Origin of the sequence: Actinomadura coerulea, from assembly GCF_014208105.1 — a bacterium.
Taxonomy (GTDB): Bacteria; Actinomycetota; Actinomycetes; order Streptosporangiales; family Streptosporangiaceae; genus Spirillospora; species Spirillospora coerulea.
This window is the reverse complement of record NZ_JACHMQ010000001.1, coordinates 3480040-3494973: the sequence shown is the minus strand read 5'-3', so window position 1 is coordinate 3494973 and position 14934 is coordinate 3480040. Positions and strand designations below refer to the sequence as shown.

The window sequence follows — 14934 nt, the reverse complement described above, 5'->3', positions numbered from 1 at the left end:
GTCACCTCCGTTGTCCGCCCCGTTCCGTCCGTCCGCCCCCGGGATCGCCGGGACGCCCGGCGGTGGACGCCGGGTGTCGCGCGACGATGCCCGAGAGGCTAGGCGCATCCCGCAGGAATTGCCAACGTACGAGGCGAATGGGTCGTTGTCCGTCATGGGTTTTTAGCACCCAAGGGGTGCTTGATCACCCATGTGACGCCTGAGGCCGATATGCGGTTGACGTACGCGTGCGATTCTCAGCCCTTCAACGCGCCCGCCATGAGGCCGCGCATGAAGAACCGTCCGAGGAGCAGGTAGACGAGAAGGGTCGGCAGGGACGCGAGGAGCGCCTCGGCCATCTGCTGGTTGTACTGGACGGCCACCGCCCCCGAACCGGCGGTGTTGTTCAGCATCACCGTGACCGGCCAGCTGTCGGGGGCGCCGAGGAACACCGCGAACAGGAAGTCGTTCCACATCGAGGTGAACTGCCAGATCAGCGTCACCGCGAACGCCGGCGCCGACACCGGCAGCACGACCGACCAGTAGGTGCGGAGCATTCCTGCGCCGTCGACGCGGGCCGCCTCGATCAGCTCGTCCGGAATGGTCACGTAGTAGTTCCGGAAGATCAGCGTGCAGATCGGAATGCCGTACACGACGTGCGCGAGGACGAGGCCGCGGATCGTGCCCGCCAGCTCCATGTCGGTGAGCAGGCCGGCCAGCGGGATCATCACCGCCTGGTACGGGATGAACATGCCGAAGAGGAACAGCGTGAAGACCACGTCCGCGCCCGGGAACCGCCACTTGGACAGCACGTAGCCGTTCAGCGAGCCGAGCACCGCCGAGATCAGCGACCCCGAGACGGCGATCTTGACGCTGTTCGCCAGGCCGGGCCGCAGCGCGTCCCACGCCGAGCTCCAGCCGGACGTGCTCCACTGGCCCGGCAGGTTCCACGCGCTGCTCGGGTCGGCCTCGTCCAGCGGCTTGAAGCTCGTGACCACCAGCACGTACACGGGGATCAGGAAGAGCAGGACGAACGCCAGCAGGACGACCAGCCTGACGGCCTGCCAGGTGCCGCCCGGCCTGCCCGGCTCCGCCGTCGTGCCGCGCCGCCCGCCCGCCGGCCGGCGCCGCCGCGGTGCCGGGGACGCCTCCACGCGCGTCATCGCGTCCGCTCCGTCCGCACCGACCAGACCAGGTAGGGGATCACCAGCACGGCCACCGCGACCAGCAGGTAGGTGGCGATCGTGGCGCCGTTCGCCGGGTCGTGCCGGTCGAAGATCTCGACATAGGCGGCCACGGCCGGGACATAGGTGATGATCTGCTTGCCCGCGATCGCCATGATCAGGTCGAACACCTTCAGCGAGATGTGCCCGAGGATGATCAACGCGGACAGCGTCACCGGGCGGAGCTGCGGGAACACCACGTACCGGTACACCTTCCACTCGGACGCGCCGTCCACCCGCGCCGCCTCCCGCAGTTCCCCCGGGACGCCGCGGAAGCCGGCGAGGTACAGCGCCATCACGTACCCGGACATCTGCCAGATCGCGGGCAGCGCCATGGCCGCCATGCCCCAGTCGGGGTCCTGCCACCAGCTGTTCGCCAGCGCCCCGAGGTGCAGCTCGCCGAACAGCTGGTTGAGGCCGACCGCGCGCTCCGGCGGCGCCGGGTTCATCAGCCAGCGCCACACGACGCCGCTGGCGATGAACGACACCGCCATGGGGAACAGGTAGACGACGCGGAAGGACGCCTCGCCCCTGATGCCCTTGTCCATGAGGAACGCCAGGAACGCGCCGAGGACCAGCGCGCCGACGACGAAGACCGCCGTGAACAGCAGCGCGTGCTTCACCGCGCCGGGCCAGCTGGGCTGGTCCCACAGGTCGACGAAGTTCCTGCCCTTGTCGAACCCGTACTCGGTGACCTCGTCGTGCTTGCCGCTGACCGCGACCCGCGTGTTCCAGAAGATGAGCCCGTAGACGAACAGGCCGATCGCGACGATGGACGGCGAGACCAGCAGCAGCCCGGGGAGCCACCTTCGGCTACGGGCCCACCTGGAACCGGAGGACCTCACTGGCCGCTGTTCTCGGCCGCGCTCACCAGCCCCTGCTGCAGCTTGGCGACGTCCTTGTTCTGCAGGAAGAGGCCCACCGCCGTGTCGATGTCGGTGTGCTGCTTCTTGCTGGCGTTGACGCCGTGCCAGAACGAGCCAGCCAGCTTGACGCCCGGCTTGTTCCACTGCTCGAACGCGTACTGGAGGTAGCCCTTGTAGAGGCTCTTGTCGGCGTCCTTACGGGCGGGGATGGAGCCCTTCTTGGGGTTGAAGAGGTCCTGCCCCTCCTTGCTGGACACCTCCTTCAGCCATGCGAGGGCGCCGCCGCGGTGGGGTGCGCCCTTGGGGAGCGTGAAGCTGTCCGACAGCCACATGTAGGTGCCGTCGGTGCCGGGGGAGGCCGCGTACTTGAAGTCGGTGTCGAGCTTCTTGCCGAGCCCGTTGGGGGCGCTGCCGACGAAGTACCCGTACGCCCAGTCGCCCATGATGTTGAACGCGGCCTTGCCGTCCACGACGGCCTTCGCGGCGCCCTGCCAGTCGGTGGACGCGGCCTCCAGCGTCGTGTACTTCATGATCTCGGCGTAGTCGGTGAGCGCCTTGGTGACGGCCGGGCTGCCCCAGTCGGCGCCCGGCTTCCACAGCGCGTTGTAGGCGTCGGTGCCGAGGTCGCCCAGCAGGACGTTCTCCAGCAGGTGGTCGGCCGTCCACTGCGCGCCGAGCGACAGCGGGACCTTCTTCGTCCTGTCCTTGACGGCCTTCAGCGCGGTGATGAAGTCGGCGATCGTCGCGGGCGGCCCCGAGATCCCCGCCTCCTTGAGGATGCCCGGGTTGTACCAGAGCATGTTCGACCGGTGGATGTTCACCGGCACCGAGTAGATCTTGCCCTTGTAGCTGATCTGGTCGAGGAGCTGCTGGGGGTAGGCCGACTTCAGGTTGTTCTCGTCGTAGAAGGAGTCCAGCGGCTCGATCTGCCCGGCCTTGATGTAGTCGAGCAGCTCGGCGCCCGCGTGGCCCTGGAAGGAGTCCGGCGGCTTGCGGTTCTGCAGGCGGCTCGCCAGCACGGCCTGGGCCTGGGTGCCGGACCCGCCGGCGATGGCCGCGTTGACGAACTTGGTGCCGGAGTTCTTCTTCTCGAAGTCGGCCTTCATCGCGGCGAGCCCGTCCGCCTCGCCCGGACCGGTCCACCAGGAGAAGACCTCGACCTGGGATGTGTCGTTGGAGCCCTTGTCGCCGCTGCCGCCGCAGGCCGACGCGCCGAGGGCGGCCGTCATCGCCACGGCCGCGACCGCCGTCCAGCGGCGCCGGGGAGCACGTACTCGCATCGTCCGTCCCTTCGGTTGCACCGAAAAACAAGCGTCTGCTTGGACGGACGGACGGTCAACACCGGACGCCGAATAGTGATCTTTCAGTGATGCGCGCCACACGCTCCCGGCCCGCGCCCCGGCGGGCGCGGCCGGGGACGCGGCCTCCCGGGGCTACCAGCCGAGGGCGGGCGGCAGGCCGGCCCGGCCCGTGTCCGGCCAGTCCAGCGGCGTGCCGAGCGGCGCCAGTTCGGCCAGCTGGAGCCGGTACCAGGGAGAGGACTCCGGCCTTCCGGTCAGCTCCAGGCAGCGCTCCCACGTCCACCACTCGGCCCGCTCGACCTCCTCGGGGTTCGGGTGGACGGCCGCGCCCGCGGGGACGACGGCGCGCACGACCGGGCAGCGCTCGTGCTCGACCGTCCCGTCCTCGGCCACGGCGCGGTACTGGAACCGCGGCAGGACCGGGGTGAGCATTGCGTCCTGGATGTCCAGCTCGTCGTGCAATCGCCGGAGCACGGCGTCGCGCAGCTTCTCGCCGGGACCCGGATGGCCGCAGCAGCTGCCCGTCCAGACGCCGGGGAACGTGCGCTTGCCGAGGGCGCGCTGAGTGATCAGAACACGACCCTCCGTGTCCGCGACATAGCAGGAGAAGGCCAGGTGGTACGGCGTGTCTCTGTGGTGGCTGGCGCTCTTCGGCGCGGTTCCGACGGCCTCGTCGTCCGCGTTGAGCAGCACAATCTCTTCGACGCCCATGCTCTTTTCCTACCTCATCCCTCGCACCGGGGTCAGTCTTTTCACACCCCCCGGGCGGGTGGTCTGCGGCGCGTCGCGGGCGAACCGGGATTAAACTCGGAACGGCCCGAGCCAGGGGAGACCGAATCCCCGACGGAGGAGTTGAAACGAGTGAGCTTGCTGGAGTCGATCACGGGTCCCGGCGACCTCAAGCGACTGGACGCCGCTCAGCTGTCTCGGCTCGCGGAGGAGATCCGCGAGTTCCTCGTCCAGGCGGTCTCCAGGACCGGCGGGCACCTGGGGCCCAACCTGGGAGCCGTCGAGCTGACGATCGCGCTGCACCGAGTCTTCGACTCGCCGCACGACAAGATCCTCTTCGACACGGGCCACCAGGCCTACGTGCACAAGATGCTCACCGGACGGCACGACTTCGAGCTGCTGCGCAAGCGCGGGGGCCTGTCGGGCTACCCGAGCCGCGCCGAGTCCGAGCACGACATCATCGAGAACTCGCACGCCTCGACGGCCCTGTCCTACGCAGACGGGTTCGCCAAGGCCTTCCAGCTGCGCGGTGAGGACGACCGCGCCGTCGTCGCGGTCGTCGGCGACGGCGCGCTGACCGGCGGCATGTGCTGGGAGGCGCTGAACAACATCGCCGCCGGCGTCGACCGCCCCGTCATCATCGTCGTCAACGACAACGGGCGCTCCTACTCGCCGACCATCGGCGGCCTCGCCTCGCACCTGGCCGACCTGCGCGTCACCCAGGGCTACGAGAACGCGCTCGACCTGATCAAGAAGACGGTGCCGCGGGCGCCCGTGGTCGGCAACGTCGCCTACGAGGCCCTGCACGGCATCAAGAAGGGCCTCAAGGACGTCCTGCAGCCGCAGGCCATGTTCGAGGACCTCGGCATGAAGTACGTCGGCCCGATCGACGGCCACGACGAGGACGCCGTGGAGCGGGCGCTGCGCCGCGCCCGCGGGTTCGGCCGCCCGGTGATCGTGCACTGCATCACCACCAAGGGCCGCGGCTACGCCCCCGCCGAGAACGACACCGAGGACTGCATGCACGGCGGCGGCGCGTTCGACCCCGCCACCGGCAAGTTCGTCACCGGCAAGGGCGGCCCCGCCTGGACGAAGGTCTTCGGCGAGGAGATGGTGGCGATCGGGCGCGAGCGCCGCGACGTCGTCGGCATCACCGCCGCGATGCTCTACCCGGTCGGGCTGGCGCCGTTCGCCGAGGCCTTCCCCGACCGCATCTTCGACGTCGGCATCGCCGAGCAGCACGCCGTCACCTCCGCCACCGGGCTCGCGATGGGCGGCATGCACCCGGTCGTGGCCGTGTACGCCACGTTCCTCAACCGCGCCTTCGACCAGGTCCTGATGGACACGGCGCTGCACCGCCAGCCCGTCACCTTCGCCCTGGACCGCTCCGGCGTGACCGGCGACGACGGCGCCAGCCACAACGGCATGTGGGACATGTCGATCCTGCAGCTCGTCCCGGGCATGCGCATCGCCGTCCCGCGCGACGGCGCCCGGCTCCGCGAGCTGCTGCGCGAGTGCGTGGCGGTCTCCGACGGCCCGACCGCGATCCGCTATCCCAAGGGCCCGGCCGCCGCCGACATCGAGGCGGTCGGCAAGGCCGGCGGCATGGACGTGCTGGCCCGCCACGACGGCTCCAACGGCACCCGCGTCCTCATGGTCGCGGCCGGTTCGATGGCGGCGACCGCGGTCGAGGCGGCGGAACTGGTCGCCGCGCAGGGCATCGGCGTCACCGTCGTCGACCCCCGCTGGGTGAAGCCGCTCGACCCGGCGCTGCTCGACCTCGCCCGCGAGCACACGCTCGTCGCCGTCGCCGAGGACAACGGCCGCACCGGCGCCGTCGGCGACGCGGTGGCCCGGCTGCTGCGCGACGCCGGCGTCGACGCGCCCCTGCGCACCTTCGGCATCCCGCAGGAGTTCCTCGACCACGCGTCCCGGAGCCAGATCCTCGCCGACATCGGCCTCACGCCGCAGGCGCTGGCCCGCGACGTGACCGAGTCGGTGGCCCGCCTCACCGCCGACGCCGACGAGCCCGCCACCTCCGACGAGCGCTCCTAGCCGCCCTCGGCGGACAGCAGCCGCCACGCGTGGGTGATGGACGCGGCGGACGTGCCGAGGTCACGTCCCCAGTACGTCCATCGCCCGCGCAGGCACCAGAGGCGCCCCGCGCCGTCCTGGACGTAGACCTGGAGCGGGAAGCAGGCGTCGTGCGCGCGGATGACGCCCGCCGGGTCGACCGAGGGCGCCAGCCGGGGCGCGCCCTCGCACCGCACGCCCATGACGGACGTGCGCGGATCCTGGCGCAGGAGACCCCGCGTCAGGTCGTACACGAGTACGGAGACGTAGTCGGGTCCTAGCCACCTCAGGTCGGGGACCGTCTCGGGTGGGGGGAACCCGTGCAGTTCAGGCCCGCCGGTCACACGCGCACCGTAGCGTCCGGGTCACCTTTGCGTCACTAGTTTCCCGCCGGGGACTTCGGATGGATCACGCGGGACCCCGGCAGGCGGACCGCATCGCCTCCCAGCGGGCGAGCTTGACGCGCTCCCCGCGGTCCAGGCTGCGGGCGAGGGCGATCTCGGCGGCGTCCAGCTTCAGCCAGTCGTCGTAGGTGACGACGGGAAGCCCGCGGGCCTCCAGCAGCTCCTCTATGGTGCGCTCGGGCGCCGTCCCGGCGTCCGCGAGGTCCTCCAGCAGGTGGCGGACGGTCTCGGCGGCGTCGGACTTGTTGGTCCCGACGACGCCGGACGGCCCGCGCTTGATCCAGCCGGCGACGTACTCGCGGGGCACGAAGGCGCCGTCCGGGCCGACGATGCGGCCGCCCTCGTTCGGGACGACGAAGGCGCGCTCGTCGAACGGGACGCCCTCCAGCGGGACGCTCTGGTAACCGACGGAGCGCAGCACCATGCCGACCGGCAGCGTCTCGAACTCGCCGGTCCCGGTGACGCGGCCCGACTCGTCCAGCCGGGTCCTCTCCAGCCTGAGGCCCTCGACGCGGCCGGTGCCGAGGATCTCGACGGGGGCGCGCCAGAACCGCACGTCGATGTGGCGGGCGCGGCCGGGGGCGGGGTCGCCCGTCCAGGCGCTCAGCACCTTGATGTTGCCGCGGACGTGGCGGTCGCTCTCGGCCAGCTCCGCGCTCGCCGGGTCGAGCTCCATGTCCCGCGGGCTGACGTGGATGCTCGCGTTGGGCAGCTCGCCCAGCTCGCGCGCCTCCTTGGTGGTGAACTTCGCCTGCGCCGGCCCGCGCCGCCCGATCATGTGGACGCGCCGGACCCGGCTGCGCGCCAGCGCCTCGATCACCTGCTCGGGGACGTCGGTGGCGCGCAGCTCGGCGGCCGTCTTGGCGAGGATCCGCACGACGTCCACGGCGACGTTGCCGACGCCGACCACCGCGACCTCCTCGACCGACAGGTCGAACTCGTGGTCGGCGGCGTCGGGGTGCCCGCAGTACCAGTTGACGAAGTCGGTGGCGGCGATGCTGCCGGGCAGGTCCTCGCCGGGGATCCGCATGTGCCGGTCGACCATCGCGCCGGTGGAGTAGACGACGGCGTCGTAGCAGTCGAGCAGGTCGTCGCGGGTGACGTCGCGGCCGAGCTCGACGCACCCGAAGAACCGGACGGCCGGGTTCTCCAGCACCCGCTGCAGGTACCGGGCGATCGACTTGATCGAGGTGTGGTCGGGCGCGACGCCGTAGCGCACCAGCCCGTACGGCGTCGGGAGCCGGTCGAAGACGTCCACCCGGACGTCGTCGCCCGCCTGCTTCACCAGGGCCTCGGCGGCGTAGATCCCCGCCGGACCCGACCCGATCACCGCGACGCGCGCTGGAGGTGCCATGCGCGCCATTGTGCACACCCGCCGGTCAAAAGGACACCGTGAGTCCCGTCACGACGAGGGAATGTCAGGACTTGGGGGAGATGTGCTCCGCGCGGAGGCCGACCTTGCTGTGCCGGTACCCGTAGGCGGCGTAGACGACGCCGCCGATGACCATCCAGGCGAGGAACCGCAGCCAGGTCTCCACCGGCAGGTTGATCATCACGAACAGGCAGGCCAGCACGGACAGGATCGGGACGACCGGGACCCAGGGCGTGCGGAACGCGCGGGGCAGGTCGGGGCGGGTGCGGCGCAGGATCACCACGGCCACCGAGACGACGAGGAACGCGAACAGCGTGCCGATGTTGACCAGCTCGGCCAGCTCGGCGAGCGGGATGAACCCGGCGAGCACCGCGACGATCACGCCCATGATGATGGTCGCGCGGTAGGGGGTGCCGAAGCGCGGGTGGACGGCCGAGAGCCAGGGCGGCATCAGGCCGTCGCGGCCCATCGCGAAGAAGATGCGGCTCTGCCCGAGGAGCAGGATGAGGACGACGGTGGTGAGGCCGACGACCGCGCCGATGCTGATGATCGTGGCGAAGACGGGATGGCCGACGGCCTTGAACGCGTCCGCGAGCGGCGCGGCGACGCTCAGCTCCGTGTACTTCTGCATGCCGACGACGACGCTCGCCACGGCCGCGTACAGGATGGCGGTGATGATGAGGGAGCCGATGAGCCCGATCGGCAGGTCCCGCTGCGGGCGCCGCGCCTCCTCGGCCGCGGTCGCGACGATGTCGAAGCCGATGTAGGCGAAGAACACGATGGCGACGGCCGAGAAGATGCCGAGCCAGCCGTAGCTGACCGGCGCGTGGCCGGTCATGACCTGGATCAGCGGCGCCTTGAGGCCCTCCACGCTCGGCGTCGGCTTGGACGGCGGGATGAAGGGGTGGTAGTTGGACCCCTTGACGAAGAACAGCCCGGCGAAGATCACCAGCAGCACGATGGCCACCTTGATCGAGACGACCACCGCGTTCACCCGCGAGGAGATCTTGACGCCGAGGACGAGCAGCGCGGTCACCGCCAGCACGAGGCAGATGGCGGGGACGTTCACCGTCCCGCCCTCGCCCGGCGGAGCCGCGAGCGCCGTCGGGATCGTGACCCCCGCGTCGTCGAGCAGCGAGGCGAAGTATCCCGACCAGCCGACCGACACCACGGCCGCGCCGAGGGCCATCTCCAGGACGAGGTCCCAGCCGATGATCCAGGCGGGGAACTCGCCGATCGTGGCATAGGAGAAGGTGTAGGCCGAGCCGGCGACCGGAACGGTGGAGGCGAACTCGGCGTAGCAGAGCGCCGCGAGGCCGCACACGACGGCGGCGAGGATGAACGACAGCGCGACCGCCGGACCGGCCTTGTCCTTGGCGACCTCACCGGTGAGCACGAAGATGCCGGTTCCGATGATCACGCCGATCCCGAAGACCGTCAGGTCGAACGCCGACAGGTCGCGCCGGAGCCGGTGCTCCGGCTCCTCGGTGTCCCTGATCGACTGCTCGACCGACTTCGTGCGCAGCACGTTCAATTTCGGCGCCCTTCCGTGTCCCCGTGTGCGGCATACGATCTTCAGCCGTATGCCCATATGTGCGCGGGTTATGATCCGCCGAAACTCGCGCGAGTCCGTGACATGGGAGAACGCCGGAAAAGAGGCGTTCCGAAGACGGCTCGGAACGCCTCTTCTCCCGCACGGGCCGGGCTCGGAGGGGCCGGGGTCAGGAGGGCGGCGAGGCGGCTCCGGGCTCCAGGAAGCGGCCCCCCGCGGCGCGCTCGGCGACCCCGGACCTGTCCAGGTACGGGGTGATGCCGCCGAGGTGGAACGGCCAGCCGGCGCCGAGGATCATGCACAGATCGATGTCCTGCGGCGCCGCGACGACGCCCTCGTCCAGCATGATCCGGATCTCGTCGGCGAGCGCCGCGAGCGCCCGGTCGAGGACCTGCTCCTCGGTGGAGGGGCTCGACCCGCCGGAGAAGATCTCCACGACCTCGGGGTCGAGGGTGAAGTCGGGCAGGTACACGCCGCTCTTGCCCGCCGCGACCATCTTCGCCAGGTTGTCCGACAGCGGGAACCGATCCGGGAACGCCGCGTGCAGCGTCTCGTTGACGTGCAGCGCGATCGCCGGGCCGACCAGGCCCATCAGCACGAACGGCGGCATCGGCAGGCCGAGCGGCGCGGCGGCGCGCTCGGCGACCTCGATCGGCGTGCCCTCGTCCACCGTCCTGACGATCTCGGCGAGCAGCCGCAGCAGGACGCGGTTCACGACGAACGCCGGGGCGTCCTTGACCAGGACGCAGGACTTCTTCAGCGCCCGTCCCGTGGCGAACGCGGTGGCGAGGGCCGCGTCGTCGGTCCGCTCGCCCCGGACGATCTCCAGCAGCGGCAGCACCGCGACCGGGTTGAAGAAGTGGAACCCGACGACCCGCTCGGGGTGGGCGAGCCCGGAGGCCATCTCGGTCACCGACAGAGAGGAGGTGTTGGTCGCGAGGACGCACTCGGCGGAGACGTACTGCTCGACCTCGGCGAACACCTTCTGCTTGACCGACATCTCCTCGAAGACGGCCTCGATGACGAAGTCGGCGTCGGCGAACGCGTCCTTGGTGAGCGAGCCGGTGATGAGGCCCTTGAGGCGGTTGGCCTTGTCGGGGGACAGCCGTCCCTTGCCGAGCAGCTTGTCGATCTCGCCGTGCGCGTAGCCGACGCCCTTGTCCAGGCGCTCCTGGTCGAGGTCGGTCAGCACGACCGGCACCTCCAGGCGCCGCGCGAACAGCAGGGCGAGCTGCGAGGCCATCAGCCCGGCGCCGACGACGCCGACCTTGGTGACCTTGCGGGCGAGCTCCTTGTCCGGCGCCCCGGCGGGGCGCTTCGCGCGCTTCTGGGTGAGGTCGAACGCGTACAGCCCGGCGCGCAGCTCGTCGCTCATGATGAGGTCGGCCAGGGCCTCGTCCTCGGCGGCGAAGCCCTCGTCGCGGGTGCGGTCCTTGGCGGCGGCGACCAGGTCGAGCGCCCGGGTGTAGGACGGCGCGGCCCCGTGGAGCTTGCCCTCGACGTTCCAGCGGGCCATGGCGACGGCGTCGTCCCAGGCCTTGCCCTTGTCGACCTCCGGGCGCCGCACGGTGATGTCGCCGTTGAGCACCCGGGCCGTCCAGGCGAGGGACTCCTCCAGGAAGTCGGCCGAGTCGAAGATCGCGTCGGCGATGCCCAGCTCGTAGGCCTGCGCGCCCTTGAGCATCCGGTTCTGGGCCATGGGGTTGTCGATGACGACCTTGAGCGCCTTCTCCGCGCCGATCAGGTTCGGGAGCAGGTAGGTGCCGCCCCAGCCGGGGACGAGCCCGAGGAACGCCTCGGGAAGCGCGAACGCCGGGACGCCGCGCGAGATCGTCCGGTAGGTGCAGTGCAGGCCGATCTCGACTCCGCCGCCCATCGCCGCGCCGTTGTAGTAGGCGAAGGACGGCACGCCCAGCTCGCCGAGGCGGCGGAACACGTCGTGGCCGAGCCTGCCGATCGCCGCGGCGTCCTCGCGCCGTTGGACCAGCGGGACGCCCTTGAGGTCGGCGCCCACCGCGAAGATGAACGGCTTGCCGATGACGCCGACGGCTGCGATGTCCTCGCGCCCGGCGACCTCGTCCAGCGCGGCGTTCAGCTCGGCGAGTCCGCCGGGGCCGAAGGTGTTGGGCTTGGTGTGGTCGAAGCCGTTGTCGAGCGTGATGAGCGCGAGCGTGCCCGCGCCGTAGGGGAGCGTCACCTCGCGTACGCGCGCGTGCGTGACGACCTCGTCCTTGAAGATGTCGGGGTTCACTTGGCGCCCTCCCAGTTCGCGTTCTCCCAGAGGACGGTTCCGCCCATGCCCATGCCGACGCACATCGTGGTCAGCCCGAACCGGACGTCCGTGCGCTCCTCGAAAAGACGGGACAGCTGGTTCATCAGCCGCACGCCGGACGAGGCGAGGGGGTGGCCGAGGGCGATCGCGCCGCCCCACGGGTTCACCCGCGCGTCGTCATCGGCGATCTTGAAGTGCTCCAGGAACGCGAGCACCTGCACGGCGAAGGCCTCGTTGATCTCGATGAGGCCGATGTCGTCCATGGTCAGCGCGTTGCGGGCGAGGAGCTTCTCGGTCGCGGGGACCGGCCCGACGCCCATGACCTCCGGCTCGACGCCGGCGAAGGCGAAGTCGACGAGCCGCATCCGCGGCGCGAGGCCGAGCTCGCGCGCGACGTCCTCGGCCGCGAGCAGGCAGGCGGTGGCGCCGTCGTTGAGGCCGGCGGCGTTGCCCGCCGTGACGTTGCCGTGCACGCGGAACGGCGTCTTCAGCGCGGCCAGGCTCTCCATCGTCGTGCCGGGCCGCGGCGGCTCGTCGTCGGTGGCGAGGCCCCAGCCCAGATCGGCGGAGCGGACCGCGGTCGGCACCAGGTCGGGCTGGATCCTCCCGGCCGCGTAGGCCTCGGCGACCTTCCGCTGGCTGCGCACGGCGTAGGCGTCGGCGCGCTCCTTGGTGATGCCGGGGAACCGGTCGTGCAGGTTCTCCGCGGTCGACCCCATGACCAGGGCGGACGGGTCGACCAGCTTGTCGGCGAGGAACCGCGGGTTCGGGTCGACGCCCTCGCCCATCGGGTGGCGGCCCATGTGCTCGACGCCGCCCGCGATGGCGACGTCGTAGGAGCCGAACGCGATGCCGGCGCCGGTGGTGGTCACGGCGGTCATGGCCCCCGCGCACATCCGGTCGACGGCGAAGCCGGGGACGCTCTTCGGGAGCCCGGCCAGCACGGCGGCGGACCGCCCGATGGTCAGGCCCTGGTCCCCGGTCTGGGTGGTGGCGGCGACGGCGACCTCGTCCACCCGCTCGGGCGGGAGGGACGGGTTGCGGCGCATCAGCTCGCGGATCGCGCGGACGACCATGTCGTCGGCGCGCGTCTGCGCGTAGAGGCCCTTGGGGCCGGCCTTGCCGAACGGCGTGCGGACGCCGTCGACGAACACGACGTCGCGTGCGGTGCGAGGCACGGGTCGTCCTCCCTGCGATGGACTCGGGTGAAGGTGTCGAGCCCCGTGCCGCCCCTGCCGGCGGCACGAGTACCCGCGTCAGCGATGCTACTTGCTGGTAACCCTTAATGCTACTCGTCAGTAACCACTGACGCGCCGCTCAGCGCACTGATGCCCCGGGGAGGGCCTCTGATGCCCTTGTCCGCTTCATGACTGATGGGTAACGTGACCGGAAATCACCGGAGGAGGGCGCGGTGACCCACGCGAGGCCCGCTTACCGGCCGGGGATGCGCCGGCGGATCGGGCACATCCGCGACCTCGCCGCCCTCCTGCTCGGCACCGGCCTGCTGTTCTCCGGCGGCCCCCGCCGCCTGGCCCGCCAGCTCGGCACGCTGCGGCGCTGGGGCACGACCCTCGCCGGGCTGGTCGCCTCCGCCGCCGCCCGCTCCCCGTCCCGCACGGCCCTGATCGACGACGACGGGGAACTGACGTTCGCCGAGCTGGACGAGCGCGCCGCCCGCCTCGCCGCCGGCCTGCCGCTCCACGGCCCCCGCCCGCGCGTCGGCGTCCTGTGCCGCAACCACCGCGGCATGGCCCTGACCCTCCTCGCGTGCTCGCGCCGAGGCGCCGAGGTCGTGCTGCTCAACACCGGTTTCGGGACGGGCCAGATCCGCGCCGTGCTCGGCGAGCTGCGCCCCACCCTGCTCGTCGCGGACGCCGAGTTCGCGCCGCTGCTGGCGAACGTCCCGATCGCCCTGCGCCGCACCGTGGTGTGGGCCGACCGGCGGCCGCCCGCCGCCGCCCCGCTGCCGGCCCCCGTCGCCGCCGTGCTGCCGCCGCCCCGCACCGCCCCCGACACCGCCCCCGCCGACCCGGGGCCGAGCATCGAGGAGATCATCCGGTCGGCGCCGGCGCCCGCCGCAGGGCCGCCGCAGATCCAGAGCCGGACGATCATGCTGAGCTCGGGCACCACCGGCCGCCCGAAGGGGGCCCGCCGCCCGCCCCGCCCCGGCCTGTGGCCGCTGGCCTCGATGACGTCCCGGATCCCGCTGCGCGCCCGGCAGACCATGATCGTCGAAGCCCCGCTGTTCCACACCTGGGGCTACGCCGCGCTGCAGATGGCCTGGGCGCTGCGGGCGCCGGTCGTCCTGCACCGCCGGTTCGACCCCGAGGCGACCCTGCGGGCCGTCGCCTCCCACCGCGACGTCGCCCTGTTCGCCGTCCCGGTCATGCTCCAGCGGATCCTGGAACTGGCCCCCGAGGTCCGCGAGCGGTACGACACGTCCTCCCTGCGGATCGCGGCGCTGAGCGGCGCCGCGCTGCCCGGCGACCTCGCGACCCGGTTCATGGACGCGTTCGGCGACCGGCTCTACAACGTCTACGGGTCCACCGAGACGTCCTGGGTGTCCATCGCGACCCCGCGCGACCTGCGGCTCGACCCGCGCACGGCCGGCCGCCCGCCGCGCAACACCGCGCTGGCGATCCTCGACGAGCAGGGCCGCCGCCTCGGCCGGTCCACCCGCGGGCAGATCTTCGCCGCGAACGAGCTGCTGTTCGAGGGCTACACCGGCGGCGAGCCGATGGAGGTCCGCGACGGCCTGCTCGCCACCGGCGACCTCGGCCACGTCGACCACCGCGGCCTGCTGTTCGTGGACGGCCGCTTCGACGGCATGGTCGTGTCCGGCGGTGAGAACATCGTCCCCGGCGACGTGGAGGACGCTCTGCTGCGGATGCCGGAGATCTACGAGGTCGCGGTCACCGGAGTGCCCGACCCCGAGTGGGGGCAGCGCCTCGCCGCGTACGTCGTCCTGCGGCCCGGCGCCCGTCTCGACGCCGACGCCGTCCGCGCCTACGTGCACGCCCAGGTCGCCCGCTACGCGGTTCCCCGCGACGTGTACTTCATCCCGGAACTGCCCCGCAACGCCACCGGCAAGGTCGTCCACCGCTGGCTGGCCGCGAACCCGACCGGCGACCCCCGTTGACTTGCGGCGTGTTGCCCTTATCAG

At 71.5% G+C, this 14934-nt stretch carries 11 protein-coding genes; 2 read left to right on the top strand and 9 right to left on the bottom strand.

Going from position 1 to position 14934, the window contains the following annotated elements; genetic code table 11:
• Positions 1–236: 236 nt before the first annotated feature.
• The 4 genes from BKA00_RS16030 to idi all read right to left on the bottom strand — a co-directional run bounded on the left by BKA00_RS16030 (position 237) and on the right by idi (position 4080).
• On the bottom strand, positions 237–1142 hold the full coding sequence (locus BKA00_RS16030; RefSeq protein ID WP_185025863.1) for a carbohydrate ABC transporter permease: 906 nt from the start codon (positions 1140–1142) through the stop codon (positions 237–239).
• Complete coding sequence (locus BKA00_RS16025; RefSeq protein WP_230299316.1) at positions 1139–2047, bottom strand: carbohydrate ABC transporter permease; 909 nt, start codon at positions 2045–2047, stop codon at positions 1139–1141. The genes BKA00_RS16030 and BKA00_RS16025 overlap by 4 nt, the downstream gene beginning before the upstream one ends.
• Positions 2044–3348 (bottom strand): ABC transporter substrate-binding protein, encoded by a 1305-nt coding sequence (locus BKA00_RS16020; protein WP_185025861.1) that lies wholly within the window; start codon positions 3346–3348, stop codon positions 2044–2046. Before BKA00_RS16020 ends, BKA00_RS16025 begins: the two co-directional genes overlap by 4 nt.
• 153 nt (positions 3349–3501) lie before the next feature.
• On the bottom strand, positions 3502–4080 hold the full coding sequence (gene idi, locus BKA00_RS16015) for an isopentenyl-diphosphate Delta-isomerase (protein WP_185025859.1): 579 nt from the start codon (positions 4078–4080) through the stop codon (positions 3502–3504).
• A gap of 150 nt (positions 4081–4230) precedes the next feature.
• Here idi and dxs point away from each other — a divergent pair, with 150 nt between their 5' ends.
• Positions 4231–6153 (top strand): 1-deoxy-D-xylulose-5-phosphate synthase, encoded by a 1923-nt coding sequence (gene dxs, locus BKA00_RS16010; protein ID WP_185025857.1) that lies wholly within the window; start codon positions 4231–4233, stop codon positions 6151–6153.
• On the opposite strand, the gene BKA00_RS16005 is transcribed toward dxs, so the two are convergent.
• The 5 genes from BKA00_RS16005 to BKA00_RS15985 all read right to left on the bottom strand — a co-directional run bounded on the left by BKA00_RS16005 (position 6150) and on the right by BKA00_RS15985 (position 12949).
• Positions 6150–6515, bottom strand: coding sequence for a hypothetical protein (locus BKA00_RS16005; RefSeq protein WP_185025855.1), 366 nt, complete (start codon positions 6513–6515; stop codon positions 6150–6152). The two genes, dxs and BKA00_RS16005, sit on opposite strands and share 4 nt — an antisense overlap.
• Positions 6516–6579: 64 nt before the next feature.
• The gene (locus BKA00_RS16000; protein ID WP_185025853.1) at positions 6580–7929 is read right to left on the bottom strand and encodes an FAD-dependent oxidoreductase; all 1350 of its coding nucleotides are present in this window, start codon (positions 7927–7929) and stop codon (positions 6580–6582) included.
• Positions 7930–7993: 64 nt separating this feature from the next.
• The gene (locus BKA00_RS15995) at positions 7994–9481 is read right to left on the bottom strand and encodes an amino acid permease (RefSeq protein WP_221493174.1); all 1488 of its coding nucleotides are present in this window, start codon (positions 9479–9481) and stop codon (positions 7994–7996) included.
• A gap of 187 nt (positions 9482–9668) precedes the next feature.
• The gene (locus BKA00_RS15990) at positions 9669–11750 is read right to left on the bottom strand and encodes a 3-hydroxyacyl-CoA dehydrogenase NAD-binding domain-containing protein (protein WP_230299317.1); all 2082 of its coding nucleotides are present in this window, start codon (positions 11748–11750) and stop codon (positions 9669–9671) included.
• A complete protein-coding gene (locus tag BKA00_RS15985) occupies positions 11747–12949 on the bottom strand; it encodes a thiolase family protein (protein ID WP_185025850.1) in 1203 nt (400 codons plus the stop codon). Before BKA00_RS15985 ends, BKA00_RS15990 begins: the two co-directional genes overlap by 4 nt.
• Positions 12950–13182: 233 nt before the next feature.
• Here BKA00_RS15985 and BKA00_RS15980 point away from each other — a divergent pair, with 233 nt between their 5' ends.
• The gene (locus BKA00_RS15980; RefSeq protein WP_338072140.1) at positions 13183–14910 is read left to right on the top strand and encodes an AMP-binding protein; all 1728 of its coding nucleotides are present in this window, start codon (positions 13183–13185) and stop codon (positions 14908–14910) included.
• The last annotated feature ends 24 nt before the right edge of the window (positions 14911–14934 follow it).

Coding starts and splice junctions, on each gene's coding strand:
- BKA00_RS16030 (WP_185025863.1), bottom strand. CDS start 1,142: ATGACGCGCGTGGAGGCGTCCCCGGCACCGCGGCGGCGCCGGCCGGCG.
- BKA00_RS16020 (WP_185025861.1), bottom strand. CDS start 3,348: ATGCGAGTACGTGCTCCCCGGCGCCGCTGGACGGCGGTCGCGGCCGTG.
- idi (WP_185025859.1), bottom strand. CDS start 4,080: ATGGGCGTCGAAGAGATTGTGCTGCTCAACGCGGACGACGAGGCCGTC.
- BKA00_RS16000 (WP_185025853.1), bottom strand. CDS start 7,929: ATGGCACCTCCAGCGCGCGTCGCGGTGATCGGGTCGGGTCCGGCGGGG.